20 protein-coding genes and 2 tRNA genes are annotated in these 18,369 nt (G+C 70.6%); 16 read left to right on the top strand and 6 right to left on the bottom strand.

Features of this window, described 5'->3' with window-relative positions; translation table 11 throughout:
• Window positions 1-48 precede the first annotated feature (48 nt).
• The 4 genes from ACYVJE_RS16365 (at window position 49) to ACYVJE_RS16350 (ending at window position 3,734) form a co-directional block, all read left to right on the top strand.
• Window positions 49-1,362 carry a deoxyguanosinetriphosphate triphosphohydrolase gene (locus ACYVJE_RS16365; RefSeq protein ID WP_461145148.1) on the top strand — a complete coding sequence of 438 codons (1,314 nt, stop codon included), beginning with the start codon at window positions 49-51 and terminating at the stop codon, window positions 1,360-1,362.
• Window positions 1,363-1,627: 265 nt separating this feature from the next.
• Entirely contained in the window at window positions 1,628-1,813 is a 186-nt protein-coding gene (locus tag ACYVJE_RS16360; protein ID WP_461145147.1) for a hypothetical protein, read from the top strand.
• 82 nt (window positions 1,814-1,895) lie between these two features.
• Window positions 1,896-3,020, top strand: a complete 1,125-nt coding sequence (locus ACYVJE_RS16355; protein WP_461145146.1) for a serpin family protein — start codon at window positions 1,896-1,898, stop codon at window positions 3,018-3,020.
• Between the two features lie 108 nt (window positions 3,021-3,128).
• A complete protein-coding gene (locus ACYVJE_RS16350; RefSeq protein ID WP_461145145.1) occupies window positions 3,129-3,734 on the top strand; it encodes a carboxymuconolactone decarboxylase family protein in 606 nt (201 codons plus the stop codon).
• A 102-nt stretch (window positions 3,735-3,836) separates the two neighbouring features.
• Here ACYVJE_RS16350 and ACYVJE_RS16345 read toward each other — a convergent pair whose 3' ends face one another.
• Entirely contained in the window at window positions 3,837-4,721 is an 885-nt protein-coding gene (locus ACYVJE_RS16345; RefSeq protein WP_461145144.1) for a sigma-70 family RNA polymerase sigma factor, read from the bottom strand.
• A gap of 65 nt (window positions 4,722-4,786) precedes the next feature.
• On the opposite strand from ACYVJE_RS16345, the gene dnaG reads away from it, so the two are divergent.
• The 8 genes from dnaG to ACYVJE_RS16305 all read left to right on the top strand — a co-directional run bounded on the left by dnaG (window position 4,787) and on the right by ACYVJE_RS16305 (window position 11,432).
• The gene (dnaG, locus tag ACYVJE_RS16340; protein ID WP_459158791.1) at window positions 4,787-6,706 is read left to right on the top strand and encodes a DNA primase; all 1,920 of its coding nucleotides are present in this window, start codon (window positions 4,787-4,789) and stop codon (window positions 6,704-6,706) included.
• A complete protein-coding gene (locus ACYVJE_RS16335) occupies window positions 6,706-7,293 on the top strand; it encodes a hypothetical protein (protein WP_461145143.1) in 588 nt (195 codons plus the stop codon). Before dnaG ends, ACYVJE_RS16335 begins: the two co-directional genes overlap by 1 nt.
• 66 nt (window positions 7,294-7,359) lie before the next feature.
• Window positions 7,360-8,121: a trans-aconitate 2-methyltransferase gene (locus ACYVJE_RS16330; protein WP_461145257.1), complete on the top strand. Its 762-nt coding sequence runs from the start codon at window positions 7,360-7,362 to the stop codon at window positions 8,119-8,121.
• A 123-nt stretch (window positions 8,122-8,244) separates the two neighbouring features.
• Window positions 8,245-8,316: transfer RNA gene (locus ACYVJE_RS16325), tRNA-Asn, on the top strand.
• A 183-nt stretch (window positions 8,317-8,499) separates the two neighbouring features.
• Window positions 8,500-8,751 (top strand): hypothetical protein, encoded by a 252-nt coding sequence (locus tag ACYVJE_RS16320; protein ID WP_459158793.1) that lies wholly within the window; start codon window positions 8,500-8,502, stop codon window positions 8,749-8,751.
• Window positions 8,748-10,304 (top strand): sodium:solute symporter family protein, encoded by a 1,557-nt coding sequence (locus ACYVJE_RS16315; protein ID WP_461145142.1) that lies wholly within the window; start codon window positions 8,748-8,750, stop codon window positions 10,302-10,304. The genes ACYVJE_RS16320 and ACYVJE_RS16315 overlap by 4 nt, the downstream gene beginning before the upstream one ends.
• 578 nt (window positions 10,305-10,882) lie before the next feature.
• Window positions 10,883-11,089 (top strand): hypothetical protein, encoded by a 207-nt coding sequence (locus ACYVJE_RS16310; protein WP_459158795.1) that lies wholly within the window; start codon window positions 10,883-10,885, stop codon window positions 11,087-11,089.
• 268 nt (window positions 11,090-11,357) lie between these two features.
• Window positions 11,358-11,432, top strand: a tRNA-Ile gene (locus ACYVJE_RS16305).
• A gap of 66 nt (window positions 11,433-11,498) precedes the next feature.
• Here ACYVJE_RS16305 and ACYVJE_RS16300 read toward each other — a convergent pair.
• Window positions 11,499-12,740, bottom strand: coding sequence for a site-specific integrase (locus tag ACYVJE_RS16300; protein WP_461145141.1), 1,242 nt, complete (start codon window positions 12,738-12,740; stop codon window positions 11,499-11,501).
• Between the two features lie 16 nt (window positions 12,741-12,756).
• Between ACYVJE_RS16300 and ACYVJE_RS16295 the strand changes: the two genes are divergently transcribed.
• A complete protein-coding gene (locus tag ACYVJE_RS16295; protein ID WP_461145140.1) occupies window positions 12,757-13,440 on the top strand; it encodes a formylglycine-generating enzyme family protein in 684 nt (227 codons plus the stop codon).
• 17 nt (window positions 13,441-13,457) lie between these two features.
• Here ACYVJE_RS16295 and ACYVJE_RS16290 read toward each other — a convergent pair whose 3' ends face one another.
• Complete coding sequence (locus ACYVJE_RS16290) at window positions 13,458-13,610, bottom strand: hypothetical protein (RefSeq protein WP_461145139.1); 153 nt, start codon at window positions 13,608-13,610, stop codon at window positions 13,458-13,460.
• Window positions 13,611-13,715: 105 nt separating this feature from the next.
• The gene (locus ACYVJE_RS16285) at window positions 13,716-13,901 is read right to left on the bottom strand and encodes a hypothetical protein (RefSeq protein WP_461145138.1); all 186 of its coding nucleotides are present in this window, start codon (window positions 13,899-13,901) and stop codon (window positions 13,716-13,718) included.
• A gap of 177 nt (window positions 13,902-14,078) precedes the next feature.
• Here ACYVJE_RS16285 and ACYVJE_RS16280 point away from each other — a divergent pair, with 177 nt between their 5' ends.
• Window positions 14,079-14,279: a helix-turn-helix domain-containing protein gene (locus ACYVJE_RS16280; RefSeq protein WP_461145137.1), complete on the top strand. Its 201-nt coding sequence runs from the start codon at window positions 14,079-14,081 to the stop codon at window positions 14,277-14,279.
• A gap of 143 nt (window positions 14,280-14,422) precedes the next feature.
• Window positions 14,423-15,037 carry a hypothetical protein gene (locus tag ACYVJE_RS16275; protein ID WP_461145136.1) on the top strand — a complete coding sequence of 205 codons (615 nt, stop codon included), beginning with the start codon at window positions 14,423-14,425 and terminating at the stop codon, window positions 15,035-15,037.
• 235 nt (window positions 15,038-15,272) lie between these two features.
• On the opposite strand, the gene ACYVJE_RS16270 is transcribed toward ACYVJE_RS16275, so the two are convergent.
• Window positions 15,273-16,058, bottom strand: coding sequence for a transposase family protein (locus ACYVJE_RS16270; protein ID WP_461145256.1), 786 nt, complete (start codon window positions 16,056-16,058; stop codon window positions 15,273-15,275).
• 627 nt (window positions 16,059-16,685) lie between these two features.
• Between ACYVJE_RS16270 and ACYVJE_RS16265 the strand changes: the two genes are divergently transcribed.
• Window positions 16,686-17,485, top strand: a protein-coding gene (locus tag ACYVJE_RS16265) for an IS5 family transposase (protein WP_461145135.1) whose coding sequence is annotated in 2 segments (ribosomal slippage) — window positions 16,686-17,016 and window positions 17,016-17,485 — 801 coding nt in all. Because the reading frame shifts where the segments join, the coding sequence is not laid out codon by codon here.
• Window positions 17,486-17,680: 195 nt separating this feature from the next.
• Here ACYVJE_RS16265 and ACYVJE_RS16260 read toward each other — a convergent pair.
• Window positions 17,681-18,052, bottom strand: coding sequence for a recombinase family protein (locus ACYVJE_RS16260; RefSeq protein ID WP_461145134.1), 372 nt, complete (start codon window positions 18,050-18,052; stop codon window positions 17,681-17,683).
• Between the last annotated feature and the right edge of the window lie 317 nt (window positions 18,053-18,369).

The following is an 18,369-nucleotide window of genomic DNA, read 5'->3' as shown; positions in this document are numbered from 1 at the left end:
CATCCTGTCGTGCCGCCGGTGTCGGTGGTGCGTCGTAGCGTGGTGGCGATGACCGCCCCTGACGGCTACTCCTCCGACGACGTCGCCCGCCTGGGCTCCGAGGAGCCGAAGGCCGCGTGGTTCGCGGCCGAGGACCGCAGCGGGGTGGACGCGCGGACGCCGTTCGCCCGGGATCGCGCGCGCGTGCTGCACTCGGCCGCGCTGCGGCGCCTGGCGGGCAAGACGCAGGTGGTGGGCCCGGAGGAGGACGACGTACCGCGCACCCGGCTGACCCACTCGCTCGAGGTCGCGCAGATCGGTCGGGGCATCGCCGACGCGCTCGGCGCCGACCCCGACGTGGTGGACATGGCGGGGCTGGCGCACGACATCGGGCACCCGCCGTTCGGGCACAACGGCGAGCGCGCCCTCGACGAGCTGCTGCCCGTTCCCGACGGGTTCGAGGGCAACGCGCAGACGCTGCGGATCCTCGCGCGGTTGGAGCCCAAGTGGTCCGCCGCCGACTCCGAGCGGGGCGGCAGCGGGCTCAACCTCACCCGCGCGTGCCTGGACGCCGTGCTGAAGTACCCCTGGCCGCGGCCGGACGGGGCGCGCCGGCGCGCCAAGTTCGGCGTGTACACCGCGGACCGGGCGGTGTTCGACTGGGTGCGCGCGCCCGCGCCGCCGGGGAGGCGCTGCCTCGAGGCCCAGATCATGGACTGGGCCGATGACGTGGCCTACTCGGTGCACGACCTCGAGGACGGCGTGCTGGCCGGGCGGATCTCGCTGCGCTCGCTGAGCAGCCCGGTGGAGCGCGCGGAGATCGTGCGCATCGCCGCCGACCTCGACGCGGGCTCGTCCGCGGGGCAGGTGGGGGAGGGGACGTTGACCGCGGCGGTGGAGCGGCTGGCCGCGCTGCCCGCGGTGCGGGCGGTCACCGGCTGTTCCGACGCGTTCGCCGAGCACACCGCGTTGAAGCGGCTCACCAGCGAGCTCGTGGGGCGGTTCGTGGGTGCTGCCGTGCGCTCGACGCGGGAGCGGTTCGCCGAGCGGCGGTTGACCCGGTACGCCGCCGAGCTGGTGGTGCCCGCACCGGTGGTGGCCGAGGTCGCGGTGCTCAAGGCCTTCGCCTTCCGGTACGTGCTGCGCACGCAGGAGCGGGCCCGCATGCAGGCCGAGCAGCGGCAGCTCCTCGCGGAGCTGGCGCGGAAGGTGGCGCGCCGCGCGCCGCGCGATCTCGACCCGGTGCTGCGCGACGTGTGGGACGCGGCGCGCGACGACGCGGAGTGCTGGCGCGTGGTGGCTGACCAGGTGGCCTCGTTGACCGATGCGCAGGCCGTGCGGTGGCACCGGCAGTTGGTCGGGGAGGCGGCGGATTCGGCCTGAGCCGCGCGTGCGCCGCGTCCTGCGGGGCCGGAGTTCCTCCGCGCACAAGTGTAACTACTTGGAGTAGTTTATTTTCTGTGATTTTTCGCGTAACCGGGTGAATTGATCTTCTGTGTATTGCATGCTGTCACGCAGCGTGTTGCGCAGTGGTGCACGCGCACCGCGGCCGCGCTCCCCCTGAGGAAGAGTTCCCCGACAACGCCGCGAGCCGGGGTCCCCGGAACCGCCCCGGCTCGTCCGCGTCGAACGCCGCAAGGAGACCCCGATGCCCCAGCGGCACTACATCCAGAAGCTCGTCGTCGCCGGTGAGCCCTACGTCAACAGCGACGACCTCGCCGACTGGATAGGCGACCTCAACTGGCAGGACTCCGCGGCCAAGCGGGCCGCCCAGTACATCGCCCAGGAGCTGCGGCTGATGGGCCTGGCCGACGCCGAGGAATCGCTGAAGTAAGGGAGTCCGCGGAGCCGCCCCGCGGGCCCCGCGGAGCTGGCAGACTCGGTGCCGGTCCCCACCCCCGCCACCGGGAGGCGCCGTGCCCGCCCCAGTTCCGCTCGCGTTCAGCCGCAGCCTGCACCGCGCCCTCGCCCCGCCGGTGGAGACCTCGTTCTGCTGGTCGCCCTGCTCCGTGCTCAGCGCCCTCGGACTCGTCGCCGAAGCCACCACCGGACCCGCGCACGAGCAGCTGCGCGCGGCGCTGGGCGACGACCCGGCGAACCTGCGCGCGGCGGCCGCCGCGGCCTCCGCGATCGAGGATCCGGGCGGGGCGCGCGAGCAGCCGGAGTTCGCCGCGTCGAACACCCTGTGGGCCGACGGGGACCTGGCGCCGAAGCAGGCGTACCTGGCCGAACTCGCCGCGTGGCCCGGCGGTGCGGTGCGCAGCACCCGGTTCCGCGCCGATCCGGAACGAGCCCGGCAGGAGATCAACAGCGACGTCGCCGACACCACCCGCGGGCTCATCCCCGAACTGCTGCAGCCCGGTACCGTCGACCCCGACACGGTCGCGGCCCTCGTCAACGCCCTGTACCTGAAGACCTCGTGGCAGGAGGCCTTCGACGGCAACGACACGCGCGACCGCGTCTTCCACGCGCCCGGGCGGGATCGGTCGGTGCCGATGATGCACGTCAGCCGGGACCTGCCGTACGCCGCCGCGCACGGCTGGCAGGCCGTCGGCCTGCCAGCGCTCGGCGGGGTCGAGGCGGTCGTGCTGCTGCCCGACGCCGCCCGCGACCCGGTGGAGGCGCTGGAGACCGCCGAGGGCGCGCTGACGCCCGAGACCCTCGCCGACCTGCTCGGCGGCACGGGCACCCAGCGGGTGGAACTGGCGCTGCCCCGGTTCGAGGTGCGCGGCAACGCCGAGCTGCGCGGGCCGCTCGGCGCCCTGGGGGTGGACACCGTGTTCACCCCCGCGGCCGACTTCACCCCGCTCACCGACCGGCCGATGCGCGTGTCCACCGCCGTGCACGAGTCGGTGCTGCGCGTCGACGAGAACGGGCTGGAAGGCGCCGCGGCCACGGCTGCGGTGATGCGCCTGACCTCCGCGGTGCGCCGCCCCCGGCCGATCCGCGTGACCGTGGACCGCCCGTTCTGGTTCCTCGTGCGCCACCGCGCCAGCGGTGTGCCGTACTTCCTGGCCCGGGTGACCGACCCGGCGTCCTAGCGGGGCTTCACCGGGGCTTTCGCCGCGCGGGCTGTCACATCCGCGTGCACCGTCTCGTCCTCCCATCGCACGGCCCCGAACGGCGGGGCACCGCGCGAAGGAGTGATGATGGCACGTTCCTCGCAGGGATCCACCCCGCAGGGATCCACCGCACGCGTCCCGCAGGTGCCCGCGGCGCGCGCCGGATGGCTGACGCGGCTCACCTACCGGTTGACCAAGCGCTGGTACGGCGCAGTTCCGGAACCGCTCGGCGTGCTGGCGCACCACCGCAGGCTGATGTTCGCGTTCAGCATCAGCGAGCTCGCGGCGGAGAAGGGCGCCCACGTTCTGCCCGCGGGTCTGCGCGAACTCGCGGTGTACCGCGCGGCCACCCGCATCGGCTGCTCGTGGTGCGTCGACTTCGGCACGATGTTGCAGCGCAACCAGGGCCTCGACATCGACCGGCTGCGGGAGGTCGACGACAGCGCCACGTCGGGGAAGTTCACCGAGCTCGAACGGCTCGTGATCGCCTACGCCGAGGCGATGTGCGACCAGCCGATGCGGGTTTCCGACGAGCAGGTCGCCGAGCTCGACCGCCGCCTCGGGCACGCCGGCCTCGTCGAACTCACCCACGCGATCGCGGTGGAGAACCAGCGAGCCCGGTTCAACCACGCGCTGGGGATCACCGAGCAGGGCTTCACCTCGGGCGAGGCCTGCCGCGCACCGATGCCGTGACACCGCCGCCGGCCGGGACTGCCCGGCCGGCTCGCCCGGGGCCGCGGAGCCCGTTCCACCGCCTCGGCGGTGCCGGCCGCCGCTGCGGGAGCTCGCCGGCCCTCACCACGGCACGCGGGTGAGCTTGTCCGGGTTGACCACGTCGAACAGTTCGTCCACCCGCCCCTCGCGCACGCTCAGGGTCATCACCCGCGGCGCCACCGGCGACCCCTCCGGCGAACCGGGCAGCAGCAGGCCCGCGTCCCCGTTGACCAGCACCGGCCGGGCCCCGGCGATCATGTCGGCGCCGTACTTGGCCACCAGGCCGGCGGTGAAGCGGGCCACGTTGTCGGCCCCGCGGACCGGGTGCCGCGAGGTGCGCGCCCGGCCGCCGCCGTCGCCGTGCACGACCGCCCGCGGATGCAGGGTGCGCGCGATCTCGGCCACGTCCCCGGTGTTCACCGCGGCGAGGAAGCGCTCCAGCACGGCGCGCTGCTCGGACAGCGGCGCCCGCGGAGCCGGGTCCCCCTCGGCCATCGCGCGCCGCGCCCGCGAGGCGTGCTGGCGGGCCGCGGCCGCGCTGCACCCGAGCAGCGCGGCGATCTCGCCGAACGGCACGTCGAAGCCGTCGTGCAGCACCAGCGCCAGCCGCTGGTCGGCGCTGAGCTCGTGCAGGATCCGCAGCGCGGCCATGCGCAGGTCGTCGCGCTCCCCGACCACCGCGTCCGGGTGCTGCTCGTCGGTGACGACCGGCTCCGGCAGCCACGACCCGGGGTACTGCTCCCGGCGCGCCGCGGCCGAGCGCATCCGGTCCAGGCACAGCCGGCTGACCACGGTGGTCAGCCACGCGCCGAGGTCGTCGATGCGGTCGTGGTCGGCCCCGGCGAGCCGCAGCCAGGCCTCCTGCACGGCGTCCTCGGCGTCGGCGAGCGTGCCGAGCAGGCGGTAGGCCACGCCGGTCAGCCGTGCGCGGTGCTGCTCGAACTCGGTGGCCAGAGCGGTTGTCATGGGACGATTCTGCCGCACCGACCCGGGTCCGCGCGGGCCGCTGGCCGTTTCCCTAGACTGGAGCCGTGGCAGGACGAATCCGGGAGAGCGACATCGCCGAGGTCCGCGATCGCAACCGGATCGACGATCTCGTCTCGGAGTACGTCGCCCTGCGCAACGCCGGTGGTGGTGCGCAGAAGGGGCTGTGCCCGTTCCACGACGAGAAGACCCCCTCGTTCAACGTGCGCCCCAGCCACGGCACGTTCCACTGCTTCGGCTGCGGCGAGGGCGGTGACGTCATCGCCTTCCTCATGAAGATCGAGCACCTCGGCTTCGTCGAGTCGGTCGAGCGGCTGGCCGACCGCTCCGGGGTGCAGCTGCGCTACGAGGGCGGGGCGCCGCCGAGCCAGCGCGACCGCGGCACCCGCGCCCGCATGGTCGAGGCGCACCGGCTGGCCGCCGAGTTCTACGCCGAGCAGCTGCGTTCGGAGAAGGAGGCCCGGCCCGCCCGCGAGTACCTGGCCCAGCGCGGCTTCGACGAGGCCGCCGCGGCGAAGTTCGGCTGCGGTTTCGCGCCGAGCGGCTGGGACCGGCTGACGAAGGTGCTGCTGGGCAAGGGCTTCGAGCTCGAGGAGCTGATCAAGTGCGGGCTGAGCCGGGAGGGCCGGCGCGGTCCGATCGACCGGTTCCACCGGCGGCTGGTGTGGCCGCTGAAGGACCTCTCCGGCGACGTGGTCGGCTTCGGCGCGCGCCGCATCTTCGACGACGACCCGATCGAGGCCAAGTACGTCAACACCTCGGCCACGCCGATCTTCAACAAGTCGCAGGTGCTGTTCGGCATCGACCTGGCCAAGCGGGAGATCGCCAAGCGGCGCCAGGTCGTGGTCGTCGAGGGCTACACCGACGTGATGGCCATGCACATGGCCGGTGTGCCCACGGCCATCGCCTCCTGCGGCACGGCGTTCGGCGATGAGCACGTCGCGGTGCTGCGGCGGCTGATGATGGACGTCGACTACGGCAAGGAGCGCAGCTTCCGCGGCGAGGTCATCTTCACCTTCGACGGCGACGAGGCCGGGCAGAAGGCCGCGCTGGGGGCGTTCGAGGGCGAGCAGGAGCTCGCCAGCCACACCTACATCGCGATCGGCCCGGACGGGATGGACCCGTGCGAGCTGCGCGAGTCCAAGGGCGACAGCGCCGTGCGGGATCTGGTGGCGCGCCGCCGGCCGCTGTTCGAGTTCGCCATCCGCAGCCTGCTCGGCAGCTACGACCTCGACTCGGTGGACGGTCGGGTGGAGGCGCTGCGCCGCACCGTGCCGCTGGTCGCCCGGATCAAGGACCCGGCCAGCCGCGACGGCTACGCGGTGAACCTGGCCTGGTGGGCCGGCTGGAGCGACGAGAACCAGGTGGTGCGCCGCGTCCGGGAGGAGGCCGGCGCGCCCGCGAAGAAGCAGAGCCCCCCGCGGCGGCGGCAGCGGGAGCAGAACCAGCAGAGCCTCGGCCTCGAGGCGGACCTGCCGCCGAAGCCGCCGCGGCACGACCCGCGGTGGACGCAGCGGGAGACGGTGAAGGCCGCGCTGCAGGTGCCGGCGCTGGCCGGCCCGCCGTACGACGCGCTGCCGGCCGAGGCGTTCACCGAACCCGCCTACGCCGAACTGCACCGGGCGATGCTCGCCGCCGGCGGCTGCGGTTCCGGGCTGGGCGGTTCGGCGCTGGTGGAGGCGGTGTCCCAGCACTGCGAGTCGCAGGTGGCCCGGTCGCTGCTGACCGAGCTCGCGGTGGAGACGCTGGAGATCAACTCGGTGGAGGACCCGCGGTACGTGCACGCGCTCGTCGCGAGGTTGCAGGAAACCCTGGTGAGCAGGCAGATCGCGGACATCAAGTCGAAGGTGCAGCGGATGTCCCCCGTGGACGAGCCCGAGGAGTACAACCAGCTCTTCGGCGATCTCATCGCGCTCGAGGGGTACCGCAAGTCGTTGTTGGACCAGGCGATGGGTGGCGGAGTGTGATGTCCCGCCTGCGGCGGCTGCTGACCCGGTTGACCGGTGGTCCGCGCGTGCCGGACGAGGTCCGCCGCGCGCTGGAGCACGACGAGCGCGTGCTCGCCGCGGCCGAGAGCCCGGAGGGCGCGGCCGTGGCGACGCAGCGCGGGCTGTGGCTACCGGAGCGGCGGCGCGTGGGCTGGCACCTGATCAGCAAGGCCACGTGGGACGCGGGCAGCCTCAGCCTCGTCGAGGCCGAGGAGATCGCCACCGCCGACCAGGCCGTGGTGCTGCGCGACCACCCGCCGCGGCGGCTGCGGCTGTCCGTCCCCGGGCGGGTGCCGCAGGTGGTGCACGAGCGGGTCACCGGTTCGATCCGCTCGCGCCACCGCCGCGACCTGCCCGGCGGCGGGGCGTGGGTCGTGCAGCGCAGGGTGCCCGGCCAGGACGGCGTCGTGCTGCAGGTCCGCGGTGATCCGGGCACCGACGAGCAGCTGGTGACCGCGCTGGCGCGCGAGGTCAGCACCCGGGTGCGCAGTGTCGAGCAGGAGGGCGCCGAGCGGGAGGGCGCCGAGCGGGGTGATCCCGAGCGGGGCGGGGCCGCGGCCGAGTGAGCGGGCGTCGACGGGTCCCGCGCCACCAGATACCGTACATCCGTACGGTTCGAGTGCGAGGTGGCGATGTGGGATCCGGGGACGTACCTCTCCTTCCAGGACGAGCGGGACCGGCCGGCGCGCGAGCTGCTGGCCCGCGTGCCGGCGGAGCGGCCGCGGCGGGTCGTCGACCTGGGCTGCGGCGCCGGCACGCTCACCGGGGAGCTGGCGCGGCGCTGGCCTGACGCCGCGGTCGAGGCGTTCGACTCCTCGCCGGAGATGGTGGCCGAGGCGCGCTCGCGCGGGATCGACGCGCACGTCGGCGACGTGCGCGCGTGGGAACCCGGGCCGGACGCCGACGTGGTGTTCTGCAACGCCGTGCTGCACTGGGTTCCCGGGCACGTGGATCTGCTGCGCACGTGGCTGGACCGGATGCCGAGCGGGTCCTGCTTCGCCTTCCAGGTGCCGGGCAACTTCGGCGCCCCGTCGCACGCGCTCGCCCGCGAGCTGGCGGCGCAGGAGCGGTGGCGCGAGCGCCTGGCCGGAGCGGTGCCCGGCGAGGACGTCGTCTCCGATGCCGTCGACTACGCCGACCGGCTCACGAGCGGGAGCACCGCGGTCGACGCGTGGGAGACCACCTACGTGCACGCGCTGCGCGGGGACGACCCCGTGCTGCGCTGGATCAGCGGCGCCGGGCTGCGACCCGTGCGGGCGGTGCTGGGCGAGGACGAGTGGACGCGGTTCACCGCGGAGCTCGCCCCGCGCCTGCGGGCGGCGTACCCGCGGCGGGACGACGGGGTGACGTGGTTTCCGTTCCGCCGCGTCTTCGCCCTGCTTCATCGGATGTGACCTGCGATTTCAAGGTGCGTAGCGGGAGGGGAGGGGGTGGGTGAGATCCTCCGGTGCGGGTGCGCTAAGGTGGACGACGTCAGCGACGGGGAACGGAGCTGGCGACGAAGAGCAGAACAGCATTCCTCCGTAGCTCAAGGGCAGAGCATTCGGCTGTTAACCGAAAGGTTGTTGGTTCGAATCCAACCGGAGGAGCTCTGGTGGAGCCCGGGCCGCACGGCCCGGGCTTCTTCGTATTCGCCCCGCGGTCCGGTGCTCGCGTGACCGTCGCCACCTCTGGCGTCATGCATCTCGCAGAGCGCACGCCGCGCCTTCGCCGCGCGCGCCGCGGGTACTAACGTCTCCCCGGCACGTGTGCGGCGACCCCGGGGATGAGCCATGCAGCCGTTCTACCTGTTGTTGGTGTGCCCGGCCGTGGCACTGCTCGGCACACCCTTCCTGCCGTTCGTGAACGCGCCCGCGCTGTGGTTCGGCCTGCCGTCCGTGGTGGTGTGGGTGTGCCTGTGGTGCGTGCTCACCAGCGGCCTGCTGGCGTGGGTCCTGCGCCGCGAGCACGGCAGCGGCGACGCACCCCCGGCCGAGAACGCCGCCCCGGCCGACGCGGGCGCGAACGGGGGCGAGGCGCGGTGATCACCACGGCCGTGGCCGGTGTGCTGCTCATCGGCGTCGTCGGACTGCTGGGGAGGCGCAGCGGCGGTTTCGACCTCGCCGCGTGGACCGTCGGCGGACGCCGGTTCGGCAGGGCCGCCACGTTCCTGCTGCAGGCCGGCGAGATCTTCACCACCTTCACGTTCCTCGGCATGTCGGGGCTCGTGCTCGGCGGTGGTGTCGCCGCGATGTACATGCCGTCGTACCTCGTGCTCGGCTACATCGGCATGTTCCTCGTCGCGCCGGTGGTGTGGCGGCTCGGCAAGAAGCACGGGTACGCGACGAACTCCGACTACCTGCGGCACCGGTTCGCCAGCCCGCTGCTCGGCAGGATCACGGCGGTGCTCGCGGTCGTGTTCTTCCTGCCGGTCATCCAGGTCCAGCTGATCGGGCTGGGAACCATCGTGTCGTTCATGACCGGCGACGGATCGGCGGGCACGCTCAGCATCGTCATCGCGATGGCCCTGGTGCTGCTGTTCGTCGCCTGGGCCGGGTTGCACGGGGTGGCCACCACCTCCTACCTCAAGGACGTGCTCATGGTGGTGGCGCTGGTCGTCATCGGCGTCGGCGTGTTCCTGCACTTCCTGCCGGAGGGCGGGCTGCGCGGGGCGGTGCTCGCCGGAGGTGCCGACCTGCTCACGATCCACCCGACCGGCGAGTACGGCCGGCTCTGGTACACCTCGAGCATCCTCATCAGCGCGATCGGCTTCGGCGGCATGACGCTGCCGGTGAGCTGGCCCGCGGTGCTGTCCGGCAGGTCGGCGAGGGCCGTGGCCACGAACCACGTCTACCTGCCGCTGTACACCGTGGCCGTGGCGATCCCCGTGCTGCTCGGCTTCTACGCCGTGGCGCACCTGAACCTGGGCGAGGGGCAGGAGGACGCCGCCCTGCTCGCCCTGGCGCAGCGGAGCCTGCCGCCGTGGCTGCTGGCCGTGGTCCTCATCGGCGGCGCGGCCTGCGCCATGGTGCCCGCGGCCGGCGGGCTGATCGCCATCTCCACGCTCGTGTCCAGCAACCTCGTGCCGCAGGCGACCCCGGCGCAGGCGCGGCTGCGGATCAGCCGCGCGGCGGCCGCCGTGGTCGCGGTGCTCGTGCTGGCCCTGACGCTGGGCCGCCCCGACCTCATGGCGAACCTGTACCTGCTCACCTACGGCGGTCTGGCCCAGCTGGCCCCTGCCAACCTGCTGGGGCTGCGCCGCGGTGCTCCGGAGCGCAGCGGTCCGGTCGGGGCGGCCGCGGTCATCGCCGGGATCGCGGTCGGGGAAGTGGTCGTGCTCGTGCTGACCGCGGCGGGGATCACCCCGCTCGGCATCAACGCCGGGGTGCTCGGCCTCGCGGCCAACCTGCTCGTGCTGACCGCGGTCGCGCTGACAGCGCGGGCGCGGCGCCCGCGGACGGGCGGCCGCACCCGCAGCGCGCTGACAGCGCGGGCGCGGCGCCCGCGGACGGGCGGCCGCACCCGCAGCGCGGTGGCGGCCGCGTCCGCGCCACCGGCCGCTCCGCGGGCGGCGGATGAGCGATCGGCGGAAAGATGATCTCCATTCCGCTCGGCCGGCAATTCGCACTTGCGCGGAAATGATCGAATTGCGCGGGCCCTTTCGTTCCGCGCCGCCGCGCGGCCTGCGGGAACACGCCGAGTGCGCGGTGTCATGCGGGACGGAGCCGCTCGCCTGCTAAGATCACGAGCAGCAACGGTGCAAGGTCCGAATGTCCGAGCCTGAACTCCGCTCATCCTGAACCGGCCGGGTCGTGGCCGGTCGACCACCCGGAGACGGGGCGGTCGGGTCGCCGAAGATCGCTTCCGCGCGCAGGGCGCCGGGGATGCTCCGCGTCTTCGCGGTCATACCGGAACGCCTGCGCACGAGGCGCGTTTCGGGTGAACGGGGTCGCGCACCCCGGGGGTCGCGGCGGAAGATGGGCGGTGCCGTCGGCGCCGGTTCCACGCACTCCGGCTCCCGGTGCTCGGGCACCGGGCGCCGGGAATCGGTCGTTCGGATCAGCGAATGAAACTGATTCGTTATGCGTTGCGCGCAACGGCACACCGCCGCTGGGTCGTCTCGTCCGGCACAGCGGTATTCGGGTTCGGGGACTGACGAAGGACGGGGGTAGTCAGATGTCGGCACCAGGAATCGGGAAGCACCCGCACATTTCCCTGCCGGACTGGTCAACGGTGGAGAACCTGCCGAAACCGGTCAAGGCACTCGTGTACGTGCTGCTGCTGTCGGTCGGCACCGTGGTCGCCATCGGGGCGCTGCTGACCACGATCGCCATCATCGGCCAGCTGACGGGTGCGTTCAGCGTGTTGAGCTTCGTGGCCTGAGGATCGATCCGAGCGGAGCCGGCGCGTCGTGCACCACGGCGCGCCGGCTCCGTGCGTGTTGCATCCCTCGGCGGATCCCGCGCTGCGCTTCGGCGGGTCCGCGCCCAGGGGTTCGAACATTTCCCGTGGGGGTTCCCGACCTCGGTCAGGTGAGGTCCTTGACAAAGGGGGCGGTCGTGCGCGCGGGATGTGCGGTCTCCGCGGTGCCCCCGTGCGCCCGGACCCCGCGGTCGTCTTCCCCGGTGATCTCGCTACGATCGGCCCTGCCGGGGCAGTAGCTCAGCAGGTCAGAGCAGCGGACTCATAACCCGTCAGGTCGTCGGTTCAAATCCGACCTGCCCCACCGCTCATCCAGGTGAGAGGATTGCCGAGCGGGAGCGGCACGATCATCACCAGGTCTTTCCTGAGATCACCCCTCGAAGCACTCGACGCGGCTCAGCGCTTCGGCCGCCCGGTGGCTGCGGACCCGGCGGCCCGTGCGGACGTCCTGGGTGGTCGACACCTTCGAGTGGCCGAGCTGGTCGGCGATCTCGCGGGCGGAGAGGCCGGCCTCGTCGAGGACGGTGGCCACCGAGCGGCGGAAGGTCCGGAAGGTCACCCAGGGGTAGCCGGCCGTGGCGCGGAAGTCGCGCCAGCGGGCGAGGGTGTTGGCCTTGTCGCGGAGTCCGCCGGCGGTGTTGGGGAAGACCGGGCCGGCCACCCGTTCGGGCAGGGCCCCGAGTTCGTCGGCGAGGCGTTCGCGGCGCCGCCGGAGCATGGTCACCAGCCACGAGGGCAATGCCAGGATCCGCTCGGAGACCTCGGTCTTGCCCTCGTTGATGATGAGTCCGGTGCCCTTGGCCCTGATCACGTTGCCGGGCCACTGGGCCGTGCCGCCGTCGAGGTCGAGGTGGTGCCAGTGCACCGCCAGGGCCTCGCCGGTGCGGTAGCCGGTGCCCGCGTACCACCGGACGAGGTCGGGGAGGTCGTGCTTGGCCGCGAAGTCGCTGCTGTCCAGCTTGTGGAGCAGGTCCTTCATCTCCTCAGCGGTCAGCGATCGCGAGACCTTCTTCTTGCCTTCGAGCGAGCTCATGTGCCGGACCGGGTTGAGCTCCAACGCCCGGTACCGGACTGCCAGCGCGCAGATGCCGGAGATGATGTTGCGAACGGTCCGGGTGGAGTCGACGCTCCAGTTCGTCCGAACGGTCTGGCAGACCTGCTCGACGCGGTACACCGTGACTTCGCGGAGCCGCAGCTCGGCCATGGCGGGCAGAACGATCGTCCGCAGCCGGCCCGGTAGGTGTCGAGCGTTGTCGGTGATCGGGCGCCGTCGGTGATCCCGGCCTCCACGTCCGAGATCCACAGCTCTGCCGCTTCCTCGAACTTGGAGCCAGGCGAAAGACCCGATGCCTGGACAGGGGTGAGGCGGTCCCGAAGCTCCTGCTTGAGCTGCCGCTCCGCCTTCGCCTCCGTCGTCACCGTCGTCAACTTCGATGTGTTCGAGGTCGGCCAGGTCGAGCAGCACGTCCCCGTCCTCGGTGTCCTCGGGAATCTCCTGCTCGGTGTCGATGTCGCGGGTGTCGTCGCCGGTGGCTCCGGCGAAGAGGAGGTGCAACTGCTCGGCGAGGTTGATGGCGTCGAAGGGCTCGGACCGCTGGAAATCCAGGCTCACCAACCCCGGATTGAGGGTGGGCGAGCGAGGGACCGAGCTCATCGGCAGCACCCAGGTGCGCCACCCCGCCGATGGCAGTCTCATGGTCAAGGTCGATGCCAGCGTGTTCCTGTCCGGGCCGAGCAACGAGCCGGTGTGGGTGCCGGCGTACTACGTCGACGTGCATCCGGTGAGCAACGTCGAGTACGCGCGGTTCGTCGCCGCGACCGGTCACAGCTCGCCGCAGCACTGGACCGGCGGCACGCATTCGGCCGAGCTGGCCGAGCACCCGGTGGTGTTCGTGACGTGGAAGGACGCCGCCGCCTACGCCCAGTGGGCCGGCAAGGAGTTGCCGAGTGCGCAGCAGTGGGAGAAGGCCGCCCGCGATACCCGCGGCACGGTTTACCCGTGGGGTGATCAGCCCACGCCGGCCAAGTGCACCGTGCGCGAGAGCGGCATCGGGGCGAGCACGCCGGTGGACCGGTGTCAGAGCGGGGCGAGTCCGTACGGGGTCTACGACCTGTGCGGCAACGTGTGGGAGTGGTTTTCCACCGCCTCGCGTCCGGGCCGGCGGGAGCTGCGCGGTGGGGCGTGGACGAGCCCGTTCGAGCGGGCCACGCCGTCCTCGTTCAACGACGCCGCCGAGACGATGTGCGACGATGACACCGGGTTCCGCTGCGTCGTGACCGCCGAGGAGATGGAGCGCCTGCTCAGCCGGTAGGCGCGACGGCCCCGGCGCTACCGCGAGCGCACGTACCGCACCACGCCGGCCACGAGCAGGCCACCAGCGGCGACCAAGCACAAGATCGATAGCCACACGTAGCTGGAGGGGAGCAGCGCGGCGATCAGGCTCGCCACGGCGGCAGAGCCGATGAGCGTCTGTCCCTGCAAGCGGCCACGGTCCATCACTCGCGCAGACTACGCGGCATCGGTGCCGTCGTCCTTGCTCAAGCGGTGTGAGGTTCCCAGCGCAGGCGGTGCGCGATGCACGATTCCTCACCACCACGGGTTCGTGTTCCGGCACCACGCGCAGAACTCCGCGTAGGTCGAGAACCCAGCCACCGCCACGACCCGATCCGGGTGCGCGTCCCGCGTCTCACCGGCCAGCCGCCGTTGCCAGTGCGGCAGGCCGTAGATCTGAACGAACGTCCCCTGCGGCCACACGAACACGTGCAACCCCACTTGGCACGTCCAACTCCCTCCGCTCGCCACAATCTCCCCGATTCAGGCACTCAGGCCATATGGGCCAATCAGAGGGTAGCGTGCTCCCACAGCCAGGACAAGCAGGCCAGTAAGGCCGTAGAGGAATATCAGGTCAAATAGGCTGCCGAGGCCAAATGGCAGCCCTACGCTGCGGCTATGAGCAAGCGGCTGATGTCCTCCGGAGAGCTCGCCGACGAACTCGGGCTCTCGCGTCGCTCCATCAGCCGCTACGCCGATGAAGGACTCATCTCCATCGCACTCGTCACCCCAGGCGGCCGCTACCGCTTCGATCTCGACGTGGTCTCCGAAGAGCTGCGCCAGCTCGCGCAGAAGCGCCGCGAAGACCGCGAGAAGTAGCCCAAGCCTGCACACCGGTGCCGGCAAGCCCGTCCACCTGAGGGCTCAAGGCCACTCGATGCAGTCAGCGCGGTCCGGTCGGGCGGCGCCATCGCCGCACTGGCGATAAGCGTCGCGAACTGCTGGGCAGCGAACCGTGGGAGGTGCTGGCCTACCTGCGCCGCCACCCGGCACGCCGGCCCGAGGACGCTGCTGCCGAGGGGCGCGCGGCGCTGCTGCTGCTCGCGGAACTGCGCTGGCAACTGCTGGAACACGAACAGGCCCGGCTCACCCGGCTCGATGATCTGCTCACCGACGTCCGACCGAGCAACGCCGAGGTCGGCGCGCTGCTCAGCCGCGGCGGGATGCACCGCCAGAGCGTGCGCGACCGCCGCGACCGCAACGCCGCCCTGCTGCAGTTCGGGCGCAGCACAGAGCACGACATCCGCGTGGCCCGCGCGGCCGACCGCGCACGCGCACACCAGGCCGCCGCCGAGGAGCAGCGCCTGGCCGCAGCCGCTGAGCACCTGCACGTCCTGCGCGGCCGGCTTCTCGCCGCGGCCGGCGAGAGCACCGGGGTTTCTGCGGACGTGCGCGACTGGCTCGCCGAGGTCGACCGCGATCACCGCGAACAGGACTGCTCCCGACAGGCGCTGGCCGTGCTCGGCCTCGCCGCCGCCACCCTGCGCGCCGACCACACAGCCCTACCGGACGATGTACGCCAGCTGTGCGCCGACATCGCGCAACTGCGCGCGGGCGTGCGCGGCAAGGAGAGCTGACCCGGCCCGCCGTGCGCTCCTCAGGGACGGTGGGGTAGCACCTGTCACGAGCCTGGGCAGACCAGCCCGGCCAGCAGCAGCACCCGACCCTGCCGGAGGGGGTGCGCCGACTATACGCCGAGATCGCCGAGCTGCACGCCGCCGTGCGCGGTAAGGACCGTTGACAATGCTCACCACACGCTGATTCGACCCGGTATGTCGCACTCTCCTGGTAGTGAGCCTTTTCCACTTGTGGTCAGCTTGCGTGGATGAGGGTTTGCACCGCGTTGACGAGCAGTGTCGCGTGGTGCGGGCATCCTCGGATGCGGCGGAGGATCTTCCAGCTTGTGAGCTGGGCGTTCGCTCGTTCCCCAGGGCCGCGTAGGCGGGCGTGGGCGACGTTGACTGCCTTCTGGTTCGTCGAGAGGTGGGGCCGGTCGTCGGAGTTGTCGCGTGGTCGGCGGCGTTGCGGGAGTTCGAAGTCCGCGCCGCGATAGGCGCTGTCGGCAACGACCCGGATGCCCGCGGTGTCGAGGGCGTCGATGAGACCGTGGTCCCGGGCTGCGCCCATGTCATGCCGGGCGCCGGGCAATGCGGGTGAGGCCCAGATCAACCTCCCGGCAGGGTCGGCGATGACCTGCACGTTCACCCCGTGTCTTGTGTGCTTTCCTGAGTAATACGGGCGATCCCGAGCGGTGGCCATCCCGACCCGATCGATGCGCAACAACGTCCCGTCGAGGGCGACGAAGGTTTTCCGCGCCGCGAGGGTGATCGCTTCATCCAGGCTTCTCGCGCGGACGGACAGGACTCCCAGGGCTTCACGGATATAGCGGAACGCCGTGGTGACACCGATATCGAACCCGATCGCCAGGTCCGCGTAGGTGTCACCTTTGCGCAGGTAGGCCAGCACCAACAGCGCCTGCTGGCCCGCGTCGAGACGCCGCCAGCGGGTCCGACGTGCCCGCCGTTCCTGGCGTAACGCTTCAGCCAGCATGTTCAACGCGCGACTGGACACCGACATCCCCGACGGGTAAGAAAGCACCCTGAAGCTCCTGGTAGTGGCCGAGTTGATCTTGTCAATCCACTCGTCTACCAGGAGCTTCACCCGTCTCCACACCCGGCATCACCAGCGCCGAGGCCCTACCGCACCAAGTGGAAAAGGCTCAGTGCCCGAATTCGAATCCTCAAACTCATTTCGCTCTGGCGTGGCCGAGGTAGTGTACCCTAGTGATTTCGCAGCTACCGCCCCAGCCCGACCCCTTTACAGGGCACCCCTGGCCTCCCTACCAACATCGACGTTGGGTCCATCGTTGCACTACGTGGTTGCAAAGATCTTCTCCCCAAGGAAGTGCAGCTAGGGCAGTCTCGCCCTCCGCGGATCCTCCGACTGGACAAGGGCCGACGCTGGCTGCCAGCCATCCCTCAAAGTTAAGGCGATATGGATGGATTTCTGGCCTGTCCTTTGCCGCCACTTTTATGCTCATACTCACGGCAACTTCCATTATAGCATACGCGCTCGAAGGTACACCATGGCGAATCATCCTCTCAGAATGGAAGTTTTTTACGTGGGCCACATTTTGGCCCTGGTGGATTTTCATATTCTTGCTGTTTGCGGTTTACTCTTAGAGCCCCTAACACATTAATGATCTTGGTGTGAGATGATCTTGTTGTGGCTGCGCCATGGATCGTCTCGGACGCGTTGTGGGAGCGCATCGAGCCGTTGCTGCCGGTACGCCCAGCCGGCAAGACCGGCCCGAAGCCGCTGCCGGACCGGCAGGTGCTCCAGGGCATCTTGTTTGTGCTCTTCACGGGCATCGGTTGGGAAGACCTTCCCCAAGAGCTGGGGTTCGGTTCGGGGATGACCTGCTGGCGCCGGTTACGGGACTGGCACGAAGCTGGAGTCTTTGCCGAGCTCCACGAAGTGCTGCTGGCCGAGCTGCACGCAGCTGGCCAGATCGACTGGTCGCGGGCGATCGCGGATTCTTCCCATGTGCGGGCGAAAAAAGGGGATCAGCGACCGGCCCCAGCCCGGTAGACCGCGGCAAGACTGGCTCGAAACACCACCTCATCACCAATGGCGGCGGACTACCGCTCGCGGCGATCCTCACAGGCGGCAACCGCAACGACATCACCCAGCTCCTGCCGCTGGTCGATGCCATCCCGCCCGTCCGCGGCAGACCTGGGCGACCGCGACACAAGCCCGACGTTCTGGTCGCTGACCGCGGCTATGACTACGACCATCATCGGACTTTGTTACGAGAGCGCGGGATCCGGCCGCTGATCAGCCGGCGCGGCACCCGGGACAACAACCAACCCGTGCGCTGGGTCGTCGAACAAACCCTCGCGCTACTGCACCAGTTCCGACGCCTGGCCACCCGTTGGGAACGCCGCACCGACATCCACCACGGCTTCCTCACCCTGGCCACCAACCTCATATGCTGGCGACGCCTCCCCGCACCAATGCGTTAGGAGCTCTAAGGCGTTTGCCCTCAGCGGCTTTGGCGGGGTTGGGATGCGCACCGGCGTCAACGAGGCAGTAACCGTAGGGCGGTCGTCCTCCCTAGTAACGGCCTTCTATCTGGGTTTGAAATCCCATCGCACTCCGCACTCGGACCTTGACGCGGTTGCGTTCGCCCTTGGATATGCCGCCGAAGACGCCCATGATCAGCTCATGAGCTTCCGAGCCGGGGTCAATGGGCCCCCGACTTCGGGGATCCACAAGCTGACCCCGTAGTGCTCGAAGACCGGGAACGTCGTGCTGTATTGGTTGCCGTAGAAGGCGCGCTGGGGTTCACCGATCACGACAGCGTCGAAAGCGCGGTCAGGGTTCTTGAACGCTTCGAGGAGTCGAGCAGCCTGCGGTCGACGTTTCCACGGCAGCGAGCGTGAGTAACCGGAGTCGAAATACTCGACGATGATGTCACCATGCCCCTCGATCAGCGCTTGAGATCGTGAGCGTTGCCAATTGCGGGACGTTTCGGGGTCTTGTTGGTCCTCAGTAGATACTCGTCCGTAAAAAGCGAACTGGTGGGTCATCCTGCTTCCTCCTCGCTGCTGTCGGGGACTCGTTGGGGTTCTCCTGCGTATACGCCGCGTGGTAAATCAACCGCAGTAGCGCTTGCGCTACCTCAGGGGTCAGTTCTGGTCGCACTACTGGGAGCACGACTGTGATCGCCTGCTTGAGCTCTTTCCGCTTGGGTTTAGCTGGTGTGGATGAGGGTTTGGATGGCGTTGATCAGTCGGGTTGCGTGGTGTGGACAGCTTCGGATGCGACGCAGGATTTTCCAGCTTGTGAGCTGGGCGTGCTCGTTCGCCGGGGCCGCGGTCGCCGGGCGTGGGCGGAGTTGACGGCT

It is taken from the genome of Salinifilum aidingensis, assembly GCF_054782015.1.
The sequence above is the reverse complement of the archived record's forward strand: the minus strand, read 5'-3'. Positions and strand labels throughout refer to the sequence as shown.